We start from the raw sequence: 12,833 nt of genomic DNA, 5'->3' as shown, positions 1-12,833 counted from the left end.
AAGGTGTCGGGCCGTTGGCCTGACCTTGTGTGCTCCCTGCTTGGCCGCGATGATAAGCGCAATTCGGCGTGTTCCCGTTGCACCGCGCCGTCCCTGGTTGCCCATCGCAACCGTCCCTGCTTTTGATCAGAAGCCGGTGAGATTCAGTGGCCGCTGGTTCGGGCCAGCACCAGGGCGCTGACACGACCGGTGCCCGCCTTCAGCAGCGCCTGGGCGGCGCTGTTGAGCGTGGTGCCGGTGGTGCTGACGTCGTCCACCAGGAGCACGTGGGTTTTCTGCAGGCGGGCCACGTGGTGCGGATGGGTGACAAAGCTGCCCTGCAGGTTGCGCAGGCGCTGTTCACGGGGCAGCGGGTGCTGGTCGGGCGCGTTGCCGATGCGCACCAGGGCGTCGGACAGCGCCAGCGCCCGGGTATCGGCCGCCTGTCGACGCAAGGCCTTGATCAGTTCCCACGCCTGGTTGTAGCCGCGCTCGGCCAGTCGAGCCGCGGTGACCGGGACCGGCACCACCACATCGCACGCGCGCAGCAGCTCGCCCACCCCCGGCTGGCGCAGCATGAGGGCGGCGAGTGGACCCGCCCAGCCGGGCTCGCCCCGGAACTTGAAGCGGGCGATCAGACCGTCCCACGGGTAGGCGTAGTCCACCGCGGCCACCAGGGTCTGCAGGCTGTGCGCGTGCGAGCCCTCGCTCTGTGAGAGGCAGGCGCCGCAGTGCGTGGAGCCTGGCGGCAGGCGCCGGGCGCAGGTCGGGCAGCGGGGATCGGGCGGCGCGTGGCGTGTTTCGCAGGCCGGGCACACCGGCAACGAAGGCCAGCGGCCACACACCTGACAGGTGCCGGGCAGGCGCTGCATGAGCTGGTACAGAGGGTGGCGGCCGGACATGGGACCAATATACTGGCGCCGACGCCGCATACGCGCGCCCGAGCGAGCACCACGACCCTTGAAAACCACACCTGAAACCGCTTCTGCCGTGCCCGGATTGGATCCGCGCGCGGCCTCGCGCTGGCTCGATCAGCCGCGGACCCAGAGCCCGTGGCTGCACGAAGAGGTGGCCACACGCATGTCGGAACGGCTGAAGTGGTTCCGGAATGCCCCCGCAAGCTGGCTGCATTGGGAGCCGGTCGACGGTGGCCTGACGGCGCACCGGCGCCTGCGCGAGCAGCTGCCCCTGGCCGAGTGCCATGTCGAGTCGCGGCACATTCAGCGGGCCCTGCAGGCCACGCTGGAGCCGGCGAAACGGTCCTGGAACCCGGCCCACTGGCGCCGCGCCTTCAACCCGCAGCCGGCGACCGACGACACGCGCGTGGCGATGCTCTGGGCCAACATGGCCCTGCACCACGAACCCCAGCCCCTGGACCTGCTGAAACGCTGGCACAGCCGGATCCAGACCGATGGTTTTCTGATGTTTTCCTGCCTCGGTCCGGACACGCTGCGCGAGCTGCGGGCGGTGTACGCGCGGGCGGGCTGGCCCGATCCGGCGCATGCATTCACCGACATGCACGACTGGGGTGACATGCTGGTGCACAGCGGGTTTGCCGAGCCGGTGATGGACATGGAACGCATCAACCTCTCGTACAGTGGCGCAGAGCCCCTGCTGCGCGATCTGCGCGAACTCGGGCGCAACCTCAGCGCCGGGCGTTTCCAGGGCCTGCGTTCCCGCGGCTGGCATGCCGAACTTTGCCGGGCGATCGAGGACGGGTTGCCACGGTCCGACGATGGGCGCCTGTTGCTCACTTTCGAGGTGATTTACGGGCACGCTTTCAAGCCCGCTCCCCGTGTGCCACTGGGCCCCACCCAGTCGGTTTCGGTCGAGGACATGCGCGCCATGCTGCGCGCCGGCCGCAGCTGAGAGGCCTTCCCGGATCGTCTGCCGGGTCGTCGCAAGGTCTGGAAAACCAGGCACGGACGGGCAGAATTTGGCCGCGGCGCCAGAAAAACCGGGGTGTCCGGCCGCTACAATTGACATAAATCAAACCTTTCGGAGCGTTTTCTCCGCAAGGCTGATCCGGTCTGCGGGCCGCGCAGGGCCCGGTCTGACGAGGCAAGGATGAGTCCATCCCTCCCACCCTTCCGCTGGGCAACCGTGTCTGCCGAGGGCACGCTCTGGCTGTTGCGGCGCAATTGTTCGGTCTCGCCGAAGCAGGTGGGCTGGTTTTTTGCGGGCTTGTGCGGGGTGTCGCTCGGTGTGGCCGGATTCTTCTGGTCGCAGGGCGCCACGCTGGTGCTGCCGTTCACGGCGGTGGAGCTGATGGCGGTGGGCACGGCCTTTCTGGTGTTTGCCCGCCACGCCACCGACCGGGAGCGCATCAGCCTGCGGGACGGTCGCCTGGTGGTGGAGCTGGAGATGGCGGGTGAGACGCGGCGGTGTGAGTTCGTGAGCCAGGGCGTGCGGATCGACACCGGGCAGGGCCGAGAGGGGTTGATCGAGCTTCGAGGGGGCGGTCATGCGGTTCACGTGGGCCGCTACCTGCGGCCAGACCTCAGGCCCGAGCTGGCCAGGGAAATCGCCCTGGCGTTGAGAGAAGGTTGACAGGTGTGGGTCGCGCGTTTGGGTATTCCCTGAGTGGGGCGGTGCACGGAATTTGTTCTAATTGGCATTGATATAAATCAATACTTATATTTGAGGCGGAAAAAGTGAGAATGACCAATCAAGCAGGAAAGCTCCTCGGCAACGCACTGTCCCGGTTCCGGTCGGTGACCGCGACCATGGCCCTTGGCTCGGCCGTCTGGGTGATGGAGGCGGCACATGCGGTCAACGACCTGCCGGGCGGCCCGGCGGTCAACCAGCTCAACTTTGCGCCGCCAGCCACCAAGATCGCCGAAGAACAGCACTGGCTGCACTGGTTCATGATGGCCATCTGTGCCGTCATCTTCGTGGTCGTGTTCGGCGTGATGTTCTATTCCATCGTCAAGCACCGCAAGTCGGTGGGCCACAAGGCGCAGGCGCTGTCCGAGCCGATCTGGGTGGAGCTGGGCTGGACCATCATTCCGTTGCTGATCGTGATCGGCATGGCGCTGCCCGCCACCAAAGTGCTGGTGGCGCAGAAAGACACCACCAACAGCGACCTGACCATCAAGGCCACAGGCATGCAGTGGAAGTGGGGTTACGACTACATCAAGGGCGAAGGCGAAGGCATCTCGTTCCTGTCGACGCTGGACAACAGCCACCGCGAAATGTCCAACAGTGGCAACCCGCCTGCGACGGACGACTACCTGCTCAAGGTGGACAACCCGCTCGTGGTGCCTGTGGGCAAGAAAATCCGCATCATCACCACCGCCAACGACGTGATCCACGCCTTCATGGTGCCGGCCTTCGGCATCAAGCAGGACGCCATCCCCGGCTTCGTGCGCGACACCTGGTTCCGCGCCGAGAAGACCGGTGACTTCTATGGTCAGTGTGCCGAGCTGTGTGGCAAGGAACACGCCTACATGCCGATCCACGTCAAGGTGCTGAGCGCCGAGGCGTACACCGCCTGGGTCACCGAGCAACAAAAGGCCGTGGTCGCTGCGAAGTGAGCAGTGGACTGAAGAATTCAAAGTATCCAAGGAATCAACGATGAGTGCAGTTCTCGACCACCACGACGCGCACGGCCATGACCACGACCACCACGCCCCGTTGGGCTGGCGCCGCTGGGTCTACGCCACCAACCACAAAGACATCGGCACGCTGTACCTGCTGTTCGCCTTCACCATGCTCATGGTGGGCGGCGTGCTGGCGCTGCTGATCCGCGCCGAGCTGTTCCAGCCCGGCCTGCAGCTGGTCAACCCCGGGCTGTTCAACCAGCTCACCACCATGCACGGCCTGATCATGGTGTTCGGCGCCATCATGCCGGCCTTCGTGGGCTTCGCGAACTGGATGATCCCGCTGCAGATCGGCGCCGGCGACATGGCCTTTGCCCGCATGAACAACTTCAGCTTCTGGCTGATGATTCCTGCGGCCATCATGCTGGTGGCCTCGTTCTTCATGCCCGGTGGCGCACCGGCGGCCGGCTGGACGCTGTACGCGCCGCTGACGCTGCAGATGGGTCCCTCGATGGACGCCGGCATCTTCGCCATGCACATCCTGGGCGCCTCGTCCATCATGGGCTCGATCAACATCATCGTGACCATCCTGAACATGCGCGCGCCCGGCATGACGCTGATGAAGATGCCCATGTTCTGCTGGACCTGGCTGATCACCGCCTACCTGCTGATCGCCGTGATGCCCGTGCTGGCCGGCGCCATCACCATGACGCTGACCGACCGCCACTTCGGCACCAGCTTCTTCAACCCCGCCGGCGGCGGCGACCCGGTGATGTACCAGCACATCTTCTGGTTCTTCGGCCACCCCGAGGTCTACATCATGATCCTGCCGGCTTTCGGCATCGTGAGCCAGGTCGTGCCCGCGTTCTCGCGCAAGAAACTGTTTGGCTACGCCTCCATGGTGTACGCCACCGGCTCCATCGCCATCCTGTCCTTCGTTGTGTGGGCGCACCACATGTTCACCACCGGCATGCCGGTGACGGGCCAGCTGTTCTTCATGTACTCGACCATGCTGATCGCCGTGCCCACGGGCGTGAAGATCTTCAACTGGATCGCGACCATGTGGAAGGGTTCGATGACCTTCGAAACGCCCATGATGTGGGCCGTCGGCTTCATCTTCGTGTTCACCATCGGTGGCTTCACCGGCCTGATCCTGTCGGTCGCCCCGATCGACATCCAGATGCAGGACACCTATTACGTGGTGGCGCACTTCCACTACGTGCTGGTGGCCGGTTCGCTGTTCGCCATGTTCGCCGGCATCTACTACTGGCTGCCCAAGTGGACCGGCGTGATGTACAGCGAAACCCGCGGCCAGATCCACTTCTGGTGGTCGATGATTTCCTTCAACGTCACCTTCTTCCCGATGCACTTCCTGGGTCTGGCCGGCATGCCGCGCCGCTACGCCGACTACCCGATGCAGTTCGCCGACTTCAACGCCATCGCCTCGGTGGGTGGTTTTGCCTTCGGTATTGCCCAGGTCTATTTCTTCCTGGCGGTTGCGCTGCCCGCCATGCGCGGCAAGGGTGCCAAGGCCCCGCAGAAGCCCTGGGAAGGTGCTGAAGGCCTGGAGTGGGAAGTGCCGTCGCCGGCTCCGTTCCACACCTTCGAGAACCCACCCAAGCTGGACGCCAGCGCCACCCGGATCGTTGGCTGAAGCACGGGCCATCGTTGGAAAAATGACATCTGACCAAAAAAAGAACAACCTGCGCCTGGGCCTGATCCTGGGATCGGTGGCGCTGGTTTTTTTCCTCGGCTTCGTGGGCAAGATGGTGCTGCTCGGCGGCTGATCGCCACCCGGCACCCGTTATTTCGGAACACCCATGGGACTGCGTCGCGAAAACTTCAAGATGGTGGGCAAGCTCGGCGTGATCACGCTGGGCATGTTCGGCTTCGGCTATGCGCTGGTGCCGATCTACAACGCCATCTGTGAAATGACGGGCATCAACGTGCTGGCGCTGGCCGAGCGCGAAGTGCCCGGCCAGCGCGCGGCGCTGCCGGCCAACACCCAGGTGGACCGCACGCGCAGCATCACGGTCGAGTTCGACGTCAACACCCGCGGGCCCTGGCATTTCAAGCCGGCGGTGCGCTCGTTGCAGGTGCACCCGGGCGAACTCACCACCGTGGTCTACGAGTTCCAGAACATCCAGGACCGCACCATGGCCGCGCAGGCCATTCCGAGTTACGCGCCCAAGCAGTCGGCCGCCCATTTCAACAAGCTGGAGTGTTTCTGCTTCACCCAGTACACGTTGAAGGCGGGCGAAAAGAAGGAATGGCCGGTGGCATTCGTGATCGATCCGCGCCTGCCCAAGGACGTCACCACCATCACGTTGTCCTACACCTTCTTCGAGGTGGGCGGCAAGGTGCCGGCGGCGCCCCAGGACGTGGCGGTGCACACGCTGCCCGTCGCCCAACCGGCGGATCCGGTATGACCCAGGTTCCTCTGCACCGGCGCAAAGGCTCCATCGGCGCCACCGTGAAAGCCGTGCTCTGGGGCTTTCTGGGCGTGCGCCGCAATGCCGACTACCAGAGCGACATTGCCAAGCTCAACCCCATCCACATCCTGGTGGTGGGCGTGATCATGGCCGTGCTTTTTGTCGTTGGCCTGATTCTGTTGGTGAACTGGGTGGTGCCCTGAGCCCCGGTTACCGAACACACTTTTCATTCTTCCAGCTATTCATACAAGCGTTCAGTACATAGGAGAGAGCATGTCAGCAGCAGCACACGGCACAACGCCTTATTACTTCGTCCCGGGGCCATCGCGCCATCCGGTGATGGCGGCCATTGGCCTGTTTTTTGTCATCCTGGGCGCAGGTCAGTGGGTCAACGGCGCCGAGTGGGGCATGTACTCGCTGGCGTTTGGCATGGCCTTCTGGCTCATCGTGCTGTTCCAGTGGTTTGGTCAGGCGATCGGCGAGAGCGAGAGCGGCATGTACGGGCGCAAGATCGACCTGTCGTTCCGCTGGAGCATGAGCTGGTTCATCTTCTCCGAAGTGATGTTCTTCGGCGCCTTCTTCACCGCGCTGTGGTGGGCCCGTACCCACTCGGTGCCGGCATTGGGCAACATTGAAAACTCGCTGATCTGGCCCGACTTCACTTCGGTGTGGCCCAGCCTGCAGGCCGGTGCCACCGCTTCGCCGGCCGGCATCATCGAGCCGTTCCAGACCATGGGGCCGTTTTGGCTGCCCACCATCAACACGGCTTTGCTGCTGAGTTCGGGCGTGACGCTGACCATCGCCCACCACGCGCTGCAGGCGGGCAACCGTGGCAAGACCATCGCCTTCATGTGGATGACGGTGCTGCTGGGTATCGTGTTCCTGTTCGTCCAGGGCTACGAATACGCCCACGCCTACAGCGAACTGAACCTCAAGCTGTCGTCGGGCATCTTCGGCTCGACCTTCTTCATGCTCACGGGCTTCCACGGCTTCCACGTGTTTGTCGGCATGCTGATGCTGCTGTTCATCACGCTGCGCCTGCAAAAAGGCCACTTCAGTGCCGATCGCCACTTTGGCTTTGAAGGCGCCGCTTGGTACTGGCACTTCGTGGACGTGGTCTGGCTGGGTCTCTACATCCTTGTTTACTGGATGTGAGTCCGGGCACGGGGCGCGAAAGCGTTCCGGACGGACGAGAAAAAAGCGCCAGCAGGCGCTTTTTTCTCGTCCGTCGTGGCCCCGGCTCAGCGCTGCAAGGGCAGGCCGGTGGGCTGTATCCAGCCCATCAGGTAACTGACGAGCACCGCAACAAACAGCAGGATGGAGAATCCCACCCGGAAGGCCAGTGCCCGCGCCATGTGGTTCTTGCGCGGGGCGGCCGTTTTGCCATCTTCTCCGGTTTCGCTGGCGCCGCCGCGCATCATGAAGACCAGCGCAGCCGCCAGGCTGCCGATGATGGCGACGAAGGCCGCGATGACAAGGTATTTCATGCGATCAATTATCGGTTTGTTTGTGATCTCCGCGGGTGCTGTTGCATGAGCGTCGCTCGGCCGCTCCGAAGACGCTCAGCCCCGCAATGCGCAGCACGGAGGGTAGTCCAGTGAGCACCCGGCCCGCGCGTTTCTGGGTCGTGACGCTGGCCACCGTCGTCACGATGGCGGTGACCGCCGCGCTGGGTTTCTGGCAGCTGGACCGTGCCGGGCAGAAGCGCGCGCTGCAGGACCAGATCGAACAGCGGGGCCATCTGGCACCCTGGTCGACCCGTGAGCTCTTGCAGGCACTCGACCCTCAGGCCGGCCTGCACCGTCCCGTGCAAATCAGTGGCCGCTGGGTGCAGGGCGCCACCCTGTTTCTCGACAACCGGCAGATGAACGCCAGGGTGGGCTTTTTTGTGATCACACCGCTGCGACTGGCCGGCAGCGACCGCGCGATCCTGGTTCAGCGGGGCTGGGTGGCGCGCGACTTCAACGACCGCAGCCGCGTGCCGGCGGTGGATACGCCCGAAGGCGATGTCCGCCTCGAAGGGCGCCTGGCACCACCACCGGGCAGGCTTTTCGAGCTGGGTGAGTCAGGCTCTGGGCCGATCCGGCAAAATGTCGACATCCCCGGTCTGGCCCTGGCGTTCGGCGTGTCTCTGCTGGACGTCTCGGTCCTGCAGACCGGTAACGCAGACGACGGCCTGCAGCGCGACTGGCCGCGTGTCGCAGCCGGTGTCGAAAAACACCACGGTTACGCCTTCCAGTGGTTTGGCCTGTGCACCCTCGCGGGTGGCCTCTATGTCTGGTTCCAATTCATTTCCCCCCGCCGAAAGCGCACCCCCCATGGCCCAGAAGCCCGATGAACCGTTGATGCTGACCGTGCACAGCCTGCCCCAGCTGGACCAGGCGAGCGCCCAGGCCGCCGCCAGCACGCGCGCCGGTCGCTGGAAGATGCTGCTCCTGTTGCTCGTGAGCGCAGCGCCTGTGGTCGCCTCGTATGTCACCTACTACGTGATCCGTCCGGAAGGACGCCGCAACTACGGCGAGCTGATCCAGCCGCAGCGTCCCTTGCCAGGCTTCACCGGGGTCAACGCGCAGGGGCAGGCCGTGCCGCTGACGACACTCAAGGACCAGTGGCTGCTCATCAGCGTGGCCGACAGCGCCTGCAACGAGACCTGCCAGCAACACCTTTATCTGCAGCGCCAGCTGCGCGAGACCCTGGGCAAGGAGAAAGACCGGCTGGACTGGGTCTGGCTGCGCACGGGCGATGCCGATCTGGGCGAACCCTTGCGCCAGGCCACGGCCGCGGCTCAGGTGTTGCAGGTGGACGCGCAGCAGCTGGCCGAATGGTTGCAGCCAGCGCCGGGCCAGCGCCTGGAAGACCACCTGTATCTGGTGGATCCGCTGGGCAACTGGATGATGCGGTTTCCCGCGCCGCTGGACCCCAAACGGGCCAAGAGCGATCTGGACCGCCTGCTGCGTGCGTCCGCGTTCTGGGACAAGGCCGGAAGATGATGAAGCACCCCCCGCGCCGCTTCGCGTCACCCCCCTCTCTCGCCTTTGGCGGGAGGGGGGCAACACCTGCGCCCCGGCGAAGCCGGTTGCGCGGTGTTTCTGGGTGGCTTCCCCGCGCTGGCGTGTCTCTTGTATCCGTGCCGTTCAGGAACCAGTGACATGGACACCCAGCCGCTGTACGACCTCGCCCCCATCGCCCGCATCATGCTGCTGGGCGTGGTGCTTGCGCTCGGGCCGCTGGCCTGGGTGTGGCTGCGCAACCGCGATGCCGCGCCCGCGCAGCGCCTGCGCGTGCTGACCCTCATCACCCTGTTTCTCACCTTCGACCTGGTGCTCTTCGGTGCCTTCACGCGCCTGACCGATTCGGGCCTGGGCTGCCCCGACTGGCCAGGCTGCTACGGCAGCGTGAGTCCGGTGGGCGCGAATGCGGCCATCGCGGCCGCGCAGGAAGCCATGCCGACGGGGCCTGTCACGCTCTCCAAGGCCTGGATCGAGATGATCCACCGCTACCTGGCCACCGCCGTCGGGGTGCTGATCCTGGTGCTGGCCAGCGTGAGCTGGGTCGAGCGCCGGCGGCTGACGGTGTCGTTCTGGTGGCCGCTGCTCACGTTGGCCTGGGTCTGCTTGCAAGGCGCCTTCGGTGCGCTCACCGTCACCATGAAACTGTTCCCGGCCATCGTCACGATGCACCTGCTGGGCGGGCTGGTGTTGCTGGCCTTGCTGCGCGCGCAGGCCGTGGGCTACGCGCTGGCCGATCCTGCCCACCCCGGGCCGGTGGCCCTGTCCAACAGCACGCGGGTCGCGCTGGTCCTGGTGTTCGCGCTGTTGTGGCTGCAGATCGCGCTCGGCGGCTGGGTGAGCACCAATTACGCCGTGCTGGCCTGCAGCGAGTTCCCCACCTGCCAGGGCAGCTGGTGGCCCAGCATGGATCTGCGCGAGGGTTTTTCGCTCTGGCGCGAGCTCGGGCTGAGCCGCTCGGGCGAAGCCATTCCGTTCGCTGCGCTGACCGCCATCCACTACGTGCACCGCCTCACCGCCTACGCGGTGCTGGCGGCCCTGGGCTGGCTCGCGTGGCGGCTCTGGGCGGTGCCGGCCCTGCGTGGCACGGCGCGATCCCTGCTGGCGCTGGCGGGCCTTCAGTTGCTCAGCGGGTTGGCCAACGTGGTGCTCGACTGGCCGCTGCTGGCGGCGGTCGGCCACACCGGCGGAGCCGCAGCCCTCGTGATCGTTATGACCGGTGCCCTCTCTGGCACCCGCAACGCGGTGCACACCGTGAGCGCTTCCCCATTCAACGTTTCCCGACCGACCTGATGAGCACCGCGCCCACTTCTCCCGCCACCGCCCTGCCGACCCCGGTCTGGCGCCAGTTCCACGCGCTGACCAAGCCGCGCGTGATCCAGCTCATCGTCTTCTGCGCCCTGATCGGCATGGTGCTGGCCGTGCCCGGTGTACCGTCCTGGCAGCAGGTGCAGCTGGCCGCCATCGCCTCGTTTGGCATCTGGCTCGTGGCCGGCGCGGCCGCGGCTTTCAACTGCGTGGTCGAACAGCAGATCGACGCCAAGATGCGGCGCACCGCCTGGCGGCCCACCGCCAAGGGCGAGCTCTCCAACGTGCAGACGCTCTCGTTTTCGGCGGTGCTGTGTGCGCTGGGCTCGGCCATCCTGTACTTCCTCGTGAACCCGCTCACCATGTGGCTGACCTTCGCCACCTTTGTCGGCTACGCGGTGATCTACACCGTGATCCTCAAGCCGCTGACGCCGCAGAACATCGTGATCGGTGGCGCCTCGGGTGCCATGCCACCGGTGCTGGGCTGGGCCGCCATGACGGGCGTGGTCTCGCCAGAAGCCCTCATCCTGTTCCTGATCATCTTCCTCTGGACACCGCCGCACTTCTGGGCGCTGGCGCTCTACCGCGTCGAGGACTACCGCAAGTCCGGCCTGCCCATGCTGCCCGTGACCCACGGATCGGACTTCACCCGGCTGCAGATCCTGCTCTACACGTTTGTGCTGTTTGCCGCCTGTCTCATGCCCTTCGTGATGCGCATGAGCGGCTGGTTCTATCTGGCCGTGGCCGTCGTGCTGAGCATCGGGTTCTCCGGCTACGCGTTTGCGCTCTGGCGCGATTATTCGGACGCCCTGGCGCGCAAGACCTTCCGCTTCTCGCTGATCCACCTGTCGCTGCTTTTTGCAGCGCTCCTGATCGACCACTACCTGCCATGAATACCTTTCGCCGTTTCCTTCTGCTGGCCGGCCTGTCCGTGGCCATGTTGGCTGGTTGCTCCGACAAACCCGCCGACGCCACCGCCTCCGGCTTCTCGGGCATCGACATCACCGGTGCGGACTACGCCACCGGTTTCTCGCTCACCGACCACAATGGTCAGGCCCGCACGCTGGCCGACTTCAAGGGCAAGGCGGTGGTGGTCTTCTTCGGGTTCACGCAGTGCCCCGACGTGTGCCCCACATCGCTGGGCGAACTGGCGCAAGCCCGACAGCTGCTCGGTGCCGATGGCGAACGGCTGCAGGGTCTGTTCATCAGCGTCGACCCCGAGCGCGACACCCCCGAGGTGATGAAGGCCTACATGGCCAGCTTCGACCCCAGCTTCCTCGCGCTCTACGCCGCGCCCGAAGCGCTGCCCGATCTGGCCAAGAGCTACAAGGTCTACTACAAGAAGGTCGACGGCAAGACCCCGACCAGCTACACCATGGACCACTCAGCGGGCAGCTACGTGTACGACCCGCAGGGGCGCATCCGTCTCTACCACCGCTATGGCAGCGGTGCACAGGCGCTGGCCGATGATGTGAAGAAGCTGCTGGCCGAGGCGGGCAACTGAGCACGCAGGACCGAATCACCAACAAAAACGGCACCCGAGGGTGCCGTTTTTGTTGGTCGCGCTGCAGCGAAGCTCAGTCCACCTTGGCACCGCTGAGCTTGACGACCCGCTCGTACTTGGTGCGCTCGGCGTTCATGAACTGGCCAAACTGTTCCGGGCTGCTGGGTGCCGGCTCGGCCATCAGCAACGCAAAGCGGGACTTCACTTCCGGGCTCTGCAGGGCCTGGGTGAACGCGGCGTTGAGCTTGCGCACCGTGTCGGCGGGCGTGGCCGCCGGCACCACCAGACCCCACCAGGTGTCGATGCTGAAGCCGGGCAGGGTTTCGGCCACGGTGGGCACGTCGGGCATGGTGGCCGTGCGCTGAGCCGTGGTGACGGCCAGCGCCTTGAGCTTGCCCCCACGGATGTTGGCGGAGGCCGTGGCGAGGTTGTCGAAGTTGAAATCGACCTGGCCCGAGAGCAGGCCGAGCTGGGCCGGGTTGCCGCCGTTGTAGGGGATGTGCACCGCGAACACGCCCGCCTGGTTCTTGAACATCTCGCCCGCCAGGTGGCCGGCGCTGCCGTTGCCTCCCGAGCCGTAGTTCAGCTTGGCGGGGTTGGCCTTGGCGTAGCGGATCAGGTCGGCCAGGGTGTTGATGTTCAGCCGCTGGGCGGTTTCGGCGTTCATCACCAGCACGTTGGGCACGCGCAGCATCTGCGTGACCGGTGCGAAGTCCTTCACCGGGTCGTAGGGCAGCTTGCTGAACAGCCACGGATTGATGCCGTGCGATGCCGTCGTGGCGATGCCGATGGTCAGACCATCGGGCGCCGCCTTGGCCACGGCGCTCACGCCGATGTTGCCGCCCGCGCCCGGCCGGTTCTCCACGATCACGGTACCCAGCGAGCCTTTCACGGCTTCGGCCAGCACGCGCGCAGTCTGGTCGATCGGGCCACCGGCGCCGAACGGCACGACGATGCGGGTGGTGCTCTGAGCCTGCCCCAGCGCAGGCAGCATCAGCGCGGACGTGGCCAGCGCAACGGTGGTGACGAGGTGGCGGCGGTTCAACATGGGGCGGTCTCC

General features: G+C 65.5%; 15 protein-coding genes and 1 pseudogene. 13 read left to right on the top strand and 3 right to left on the bottom strand.

The genetic code is table 11. The annotated features are described in order from the left end of the window. Nucleotides 1-143 precede the first annotated feature (143 nt). Nucleotides 144-881 carry a ComF family protein gene (locus tag F3K02_RS04275; protein WP_177133666.1) on the bottom strand — a complete coding sequence of 246 codons (738 nt, stop codon included), beginning with the start codon at nucleotides 879-881 and terminating at the stop codon, nucleotides 144-146. Nucleotides 882-939: 58 nt separating this feature from the next. On the opposite strand from F3K02_RS04275, the gene F3K02_RS04270 reads away from it, so the two are divergent. The 8 genes and pseudogenes from F3K02_RS04270 (at nucleotide 940) to F3K02_RS04240 (ending at nucleotide 7,108) form a co-directional block, all read left to right on the top strand. After that, a complete protein-coding gene (locus F3K02_RS04270; RefSeq protein WP_218179351.1) occupies nucleotides 940-1,848 on the top strand; it encodes a methyltransferase domain-containing protein in 909 nt (302 codons plus the stop codon). A gap of 198 nt (nucleotides 1,849-2,046) precedes the next feature. Then, complete coding sequence (locus F3K02_RS04265; protein ID WP_177133664.1) at nucleotides 2,047-2,529, top strand: DUF2244 domain-containing protein; 483 nt, start codon at nucleotides 2,047-2,049, stop codon at nucleotides 2,527-2,529. Between the two features lie 176 nt (nucleotides 2,530-2,705). Further along, nucleotides 2,706-3,506 (top strand): annotated as a pseudogene (gene coxB / locus F3K02_RS04260) (cytochrome c oxidase subunit II); the annotation flags it as partial. A gap of 49 nt (nucleotides 3,507-3,555) precedes the next feature. Next, nucleotides 3,556-5,175, top strand: a complete 1,620-nt coding sequence (gene ctaD / locus F3K02_RS04255; RefSeq protein WP_177133662.1) for a cytochrome c oxidase subunit I — start codon at nucleotides 3,556-3,558, stop codon at nucleotides 5,173-5,175. Between the two features lie 22 nt (nucleotides 5,176-5,197). Beyond that, nucleotides 5,198-5,308, top strand: coding sequence for a cytochrome oxidase small assembly protein (locus tag F3K02_RS27275; protein WP_218179350.1), 111 nt, complete (start codon nucleotides 5,198-5,200; stop codon nucleotides 5,306-5,308). Nucleotides 5,309-5,341: 33 nt separating this feature from the next. Beyond that, complete coding sequence (locus tag F3K02_RS04250; protein ID WP_177133660.1) at nucleotides 5,342-5,950, top strand: cytochrome c oxidase assembly protein; 609 nt, start codon at nucleotides 5,342-5,344, stop codon at nucleotides 5,948-5,950. Further along, a complete protein-coding gene (locus F3K02_RS04245; protein WP_177133658.1) occupies nucleotides 5,947-6,156 on the top strand; it encodes a DUF2970 domain-containing protein in 210 nt (69 codons plus the stop codon). The genes F3K02_RS04250 and F3K02_RS04245 overlap by 4 nt, the downstream gene beginning before the upstream one ends. A 70-nt stretch (nucleotides 6,157-6,226) precedes the next feature. After that, nucleotides 6,227-7,108 carry a cytochrome c oxidase subunit 3 gene (locus F3K02_RS04240; RefSeq protein ID WP_177133656.1) on the top strand — a complete coding sequence of 294 codons (882 nt, stop codon included), beginning with the start codon at nucleotides 6,227-6,229 and terminating at the stop codon, nucleotides 7,106-7,108. An 86-nt stretch (nucleotides 7,109-7,194) separates the two neighbouring features. Here F3K02_RS04240 and F3K02_RS04235 read toward each other — a convergent pair whose 3' ends face one another. Continuing rightward, on the bottom strand, nucleotides 7,195-7,440 hold the full coding sequence (locus F3K02_RS04235) for a twin transmembrane helix small protein (protein WP_177133654.1): 246 nt from the start codon (nucleotides 7,438-7,440) through the stop codon (nucleotides 7,195-7,197). A gap of 86 nt (nucleotides 7,441-7,526) precedes the next feature. Here F3K02_RS04235 and F3K02_RS04230 point away from each other — a divergent pair, with 86 nt between their 5' ends. The 5 genes from F3K02_RS04230 to F3K02_RS04210 all read left to right on the top strand — a co-directional run bounded on the left by F3K02_RS04230 (nucleotide 7,527) and on the right by F3K02_RS04210 (nucleotide 11,773). Further along, complete coding sequence (locus F3K02_RS04230; protein WP_425485563.1) at nucleotides 7,527-8,291, top strand: SURF1 family protein; 765 nt, start codon at nucleotides 7,527-7,529, stop codon at nucleotides 8,289-8,291. Further along, entirely contained in the window at nucleotides 8,272-8,943 is a 672-nt protein-coding gene (locus tag F3K02_RS04225; RefSeq protein ID WP_177133652.1) for an SCO family protein, read from the top strand. The genes F3K02_RS04230 and F3K02_RS04225 overlap by 20 nt, the downstream gene beginning before the upstream one ends. Nucleotides 8,944-9,102: 159 nt before the next feature. After that, on the top strand, nucleotides 9,103-10,254 hold the full coding sequence (locus F3K02_RS04220) for a COX15/CtaA family protein (protein WP_177133650.1): 1,152 nt from the start codon (nucleotides 9,103-9,105) through the stop codon (nucleotides 10,252-10,254). Further along, nucleotides 10,254-11,162, top strand: coding sequence for a heme o synthase (gene cyoE / locus F3K02_RS04215; RefSeq protein WP_177133648.1), 909 nt, complete (start codon nucleotides 10,254-10,256; stop codon nucleotides 11,160-11,162). The genes F3K02_RS04220 and cyoE overlap by 1 nt, the downstream gene beginning before the upstream one ends. Continuing rightward, nucleotides 11,159-11,773 (top strand): SCO family protein, encoded by a 615-nt coding sequence (locus F3K02_RS04210; protein WP_177133646.1) that lies wholly within the window; start codon nucleotides 11,159-11,161, stop codon nucleotides 11,771-11,773. Before cyoE ends, F3K02_RS04210 begins: the two co-directional genes overlap by 4 nt. Nucleotides 11,774-11,846: 73 nt before the next feature. On the opposite strand, the gene F3K02_RS04205 is transcribed toward F3K02_RS04210, so the two are convergent. Then, nucleotides 11,847-12,821: a Bug family tripartite tricarboxylate transporter substrate binding protein gene (locus tag F3K02_RS04205; protein ID WP_177133644.1), complete on the bottom strand. Its 975-nt coding sequence runs from the start codon at nucleotides 12,819-12,821 to the stop codon at nucleotides 11,847-11,849. Nucleotides 12,822-12,833 lie beyond the last annotated feature (12 nt).

The sequence above is a fragment of the Hydrogenophaga aromaticivorans genome (assembly GCF_013387465.1).
GTDB lineage: Bacteria > Pseudomonadota > Gammaproteobacteria > Burkholderiales > Burkholderiaceae_C > Hydrogenophaga > Hydrogenophaga aromaticivorans.
Note: the sequence above shows the minus strand (reverse complement) of the source record. Positions and strands in the feature narration are given on the sequence as shown.

Excerpts from the sequence above, each read along its gene's own strand:
- F3K02_RS04225 (WP_177133652.1), top strand. The coding sequence starts at position 8,272 with ATGGCCCAGAAGCCCGATGAACCGTTGATGCTGACCGTGCACAGCCTG.
- F3K02_RS04245 (WP_177133658.1), top strand. The coding sequence starts at position 5,947 with ATGACCCAGGTTCCTCTGCACCGGCGCAAAGGCTCCATCGGCGCCACC.
- F3K02_RS04275 (WP_177133666.1), bottom strand. The coding sequence starts at position 881 with ATGTCCGGCCGCCACCCTCTGTACCAGCTCATGCAGCGCCTGCCCGGC.
- F3K02_RS04250 (WP_177133660.1), top strand. The coding sequence starts at position 5,342 with ATGGGACTGCGTCGCGAAAACTTCAAGATGGTGGGCAAGCTCGGCGTG.
- cyoE (WP_177133648.1), top strand. The coding sequence starts at position 10,254 with ATGAGCACCGCGCCCACTTCTCCCGCCACCGCCCTGCCGACCCCGGTC.
- F3K02_RS27275 (WP_218179350.1), top strand. The coding sequence starts at position 5,198 with ATGACATCTGACCAAAAAAAGAACAACCTGCGCCTGGGCCTGATCCTG.
- ctaD (WP_177133662.1), top strand. The coding sequence starts at position 3,556 with ATGAGTGCAGTTCTCGACCACCACGACGCGCACGGCCATGACCACGAC.
- F3K02_RS04230 (WP_425485563.1), top strand. The coding sequence starts at position 7,527 with ATGCGCAGCACGGAGGGTAGTCCAGTGAGCACCCGGCCCGCGCGTTTC.
- F3K02_RS04265 (WP_177133664.1), top strand. The coding sequence starts at position 2,047 with ATGAGTCCATCCCTCCCACCCTTCCGCTGGGCAACCGTGTCTGCCGAG.
- F3K02_RS04220 (WP_177133650.1), top strand. The coding sequence starts at position 9,103 with ATGGACACCCAGCCGCTGTACGACCTCGCCCCCATCGCCCGCATCATG.
- F3K02_RS04210 (WP_177133646.1), top strand. The coding sequence starts at position 11,159 with ATGAATACCTTTCGCCGTTTCCTTCTGCTGGCCGGCCTGTCCGTGGCC.
- F3K02_RS04235 (WP_177133654.1), bottom strand. The coding sequence starts at position 7,440 with ATGAAATACCTTGTCATCGCGGCCTTCGTCGCCATCATCGGCAGCCTG.
- F3K02_RS04205 (WP_177133644.1), bottom strand. The coding sequence starts at position 12,821 with ATGTTGAACCGCCGCCACCTCGTCACCACCGTTGCGCTGGCCACGTCC.
- F3K02_RS04240 (WP_177133656.1), top strand. The coding sequence starts at position 6,227 with ATGTCAGCAGCAGCACACGGCACAACGCCTTATTACTTCGTCCCGGGG.